This window comes from Streptomyces sp. NRRL S-495 (assembly GCF_000966955.1).
Taxonomy (GTDB): Bacteria; Actinomycetota; Actinomycetes; order Streptomycetales; family Streptomycetaceae; genus Kitasatospora; species Kitasatospora purpeofusca.
Window position 1 is genome coordinate 1 of record NZ_JZWY01000561.1, and the last position, 2,949, is coordinate 2,949.

Consider the following 2,949-nt stretch of genomic DNA (forward strand, 5'->3'; position numbering starts at 1 on the left):
GCACGGCGCCTTCTCGACCGACGGCGGGGCGAGCTGGGCCCCCTTCGCAGGGGCGCCGGGGGGCAATGCGGGCGGCGGGGCGGTGGCGGTCTCGGCGGACGGCGGCACCGTGGTGTGGACGCCCGAGGGCCAGGCCCCGTCCTTCTCGACCGACCGGGGCACGAGCTGGACGGTGACCTCCGGCCTGCCGAAGGACGCGGCGGTGGTGGCCGACCGGTCGGCGGCGAACACCTTCTACGCCCTGAGCGGCGGCACCCTCTACGCCAGTACTGACGGCGGGCGGAGCTTCACCGCCCGGGCCACCGGCCAGGGCGGCGGACAGCTCAAGGTGGTCCCGGGTGTCATGGGCGACCTGTGGATCGCCGGCGGCGACCGAGGTCTGCTGCACTCCACCAACGGCGGGGCGAGCTTCGCCAAGGCCGACGCGGTGCGGCAGGCGAGCGCGGTGGGATTCGGCAGGCCGGCCCCGGGCGCCTCCTACCAGGCCCTGTACCTCAGCGGGACGGTCAAGGACGTCAGCGGGCTGTTCCGCTCCACCGACGGCGGTTCGACCTGGGTCCGGATCAACGACGACCAGCACCAGTTCGGCGGCACCGGCATCAACGTGATCACCGGCGACCCGGACGTGTACGGCCGGGTGTACTTCGGCGGCTACGGCCGCGGCGTGGTCTACGGCGACCCGTCCTGAGCGGCTCGGACCGGGGCGGGCCAGCGGTCCGGCCGCCCGCCCCGGTCCGGTCCGGTCCGAGCCGGTCGGGTCCGAGCCGGTCCGGGGCCGGACCGAAATCTGCCGGACCGTTCCGGGCCCGCAGAAGAATCTGCGCCGGGACGGCAACCTTTCCCTCTCCGGCGCCCACTGGTCAGTGCAATGCCGAGTCGATCTACCGAAATGGAACGGGAATGAGGGCAACGAAGCACGCCGCCCGGCAGTCGAGCCGCAGGCGCGCGCCGGCCATGGGCATTCAGTTGGCGCTGGTGGCCGTCGGGCTGCTGGTGTGCCTGGCCTTCGCGCTCCTCCCCGGGAGCGGTGACGGCGCCGCGGAACCGGCCGCCGCCTCCGTCGCGGTCACCGAGCCCGGCTCGCCGCCCGGCACCGGCGCCCCGGTCGAAGCCACGCCCACGACGCCACCGGTCACCGGCCCGTCGCCGACCGGTACCCCTTCGCCGTCGGCGACGCCGACGCCGCGGCCGTCGACCAGCACGGCCACCACGGCCACCTCGTCGCCCCCGGCCTCCACGGGGAGCACCCGTACCGCCACGGCCACCGCCGGCGCCACGGCCACCGCACCTCCCCCGCCGCCGGCGNACGCCGGCACCGCACCGGTCGCGGCGTCCCCGGCCGGGCGGATCAAGCCCGGGGCGAGCTACCAGGGCGTCGCGACGTCCTACGAAGCGGCCGACGGCAACGGCGCCTGCCTGTTCGGCCCGTCCCGGGACCTCATGGTCGCGGCGATGAACCACACCGACTACGAGACGTCCAAGGCCTGCGGTGCGTCCGTGCTCGTCCGGGCCGCCAACGGGGCGAGCGTCACGGTGCGGATCGTGAACGAGTGCCCGCTGCCCTGTGCGCCCGGGCAGCTCGACCTCAGCCACGAGGCCTTCGCCGAACTGGCCGATCTCTCGGTGGGCCGCCTCCCGGTCACCTGGACGCTGCTGAGCCCCGGCACGGCGCCGGAGACGATGTCGATCCGGTACAAGGCCGGGTCCTCCCAGTGGTGGTGCGGGATCCAGGTGAGCGGCCACCGGAACCCGGTGGCCGGGTTGGAGGTGCGGACCGCGGGCGGCTGGCGGCAGCTGTCCCGTACCGACTACAACTACTTCCTCTCCCCCGACGGCGGCGGGTGCGGGGGACCGATCAGGGTCACCGACATCTACGGGGAACAGCTGACCGTCGACGGGCTCGCGGTGCAGCCGGACGTCGTCCAGCGGACCCGCGTCCAGTTCGCCCGGCATTGACCGCACCGCCGCTCGCCCCCCGGCCCCCCGCCCCCGGTGCGGCCCGGCCGGGCGACCACCGCTCCGGCCCGGACACGCCCGATGCTAGGCTCAGACCCATTGTTAACGCTCACATTGCACGGAGAGGGCGACCGAGGGACATGCTCCTCGACGACGCGTCCGCGGAGTTCCATGACTTCTTCGAACGCCACTACGCCGAACTCGCCCGGCTCGCCCACCTACTCACCGGTGAGCCGGACGCGGCAGACGACCTGGCCGCGGACGCCCTGATCGCCCTCTGGCGACGCTGGGACCGCCTCCGCGCGGCCGAGCACCCGCTCGCCTACGCCCGCGGGGTCGTCGCCAACATGGCCCGGGCCCGGATCCGCAGCACGGTCCGCGAACGCCGCCGGGTGCTGATGTTCTGGTCCCGCGCCCCGGAGAGAACGGACGGCCCGGACGTGGCGGCCGTGCTGGACATCCGCACGGCGCTCGACCGGCTGCCGTTCCGGAAGCGGGCCTGCGTGGTGCTGCGCCACGCCTTCGACCTCTCGGAGAAGGACACCGCCGCGGCGCTGGGAATATCGGTCGGTACGGTGAAGAGCCAGACCTCGAAGGGGATGGCCGAGTTGCAACGCGCACTCGGCGCACGAGCGGTCGGCGAACTGGCAACAGGAAGGAGGAACCGGTGAACGAGGACATCGCCCGGCGGCTGCGCGAGGCCGCCGAGAGCCACCAGCCCGACCGCGCACAGATCCTGGCCCGCGTCCAACGCGGCGCGGCCGGAACCTCCGTCCGCCACCGCACGCCCTCGTTCGTGAGGTCGTGGCCCAAGGCGGCCCTCGCCGGACTGGCCACCGCCGGAATCCTGGCGACCGGAGGCCTCGCCGTCGCCGGCATCATCCGGACACCGCCGCCGTCGGACACCGTCACCACCGCGCCGGCCGCCCCGTCGCCGACGGTCACCGCCTCGCCGACGCCGTCGGCCCCCCCGGTCCCCGCCGTCCCGCCTCC

At 74.6% G+C, this 2,949-nt stretch carries 2 protein-coding genes and 2 pseudogenes; all 4 read left to right on the plus strand.

Features of this window, described 5'->3' with window-relative positions:
• Positions 1–688, plus strand: a pseudogene (locus VR45_RS27170) (carbohydrate-binding protein); the annotation flags it as partial.
• A 266-nt stretch (positions 689–954) separates the two neighbouring features.
• Entirely contained in the window at positions 955–1,956 is a 1,002-nt protein-coding gene (locus VR45_RS27175) for an expansin EXLX1 family cellulose-binding protein (protein WP_234326212.1), read from the plus strand.
• Positions 1,957–2,096: 140 nt separating this feature from the next.
• Positions 2,097–2,627: a SigE family RNA polymerase sigma factor gene (locus VR45_RS27180; protein WP_045942477.1), complete on the plus strand. Its 531-nt coding sequence runs from the start codon at positions 2,097–2,099 to the stop codon at positions 2,625–2,627.
• Positions 2,624–2,949, plus strand: a pseudogene (locus VR45_RS27185) (hypothetical protein); the annotation flags it as partial. The gene VR45_RS27180 and the pseudogene VR45_RS27185, both read left to right, overlap by 4 nt.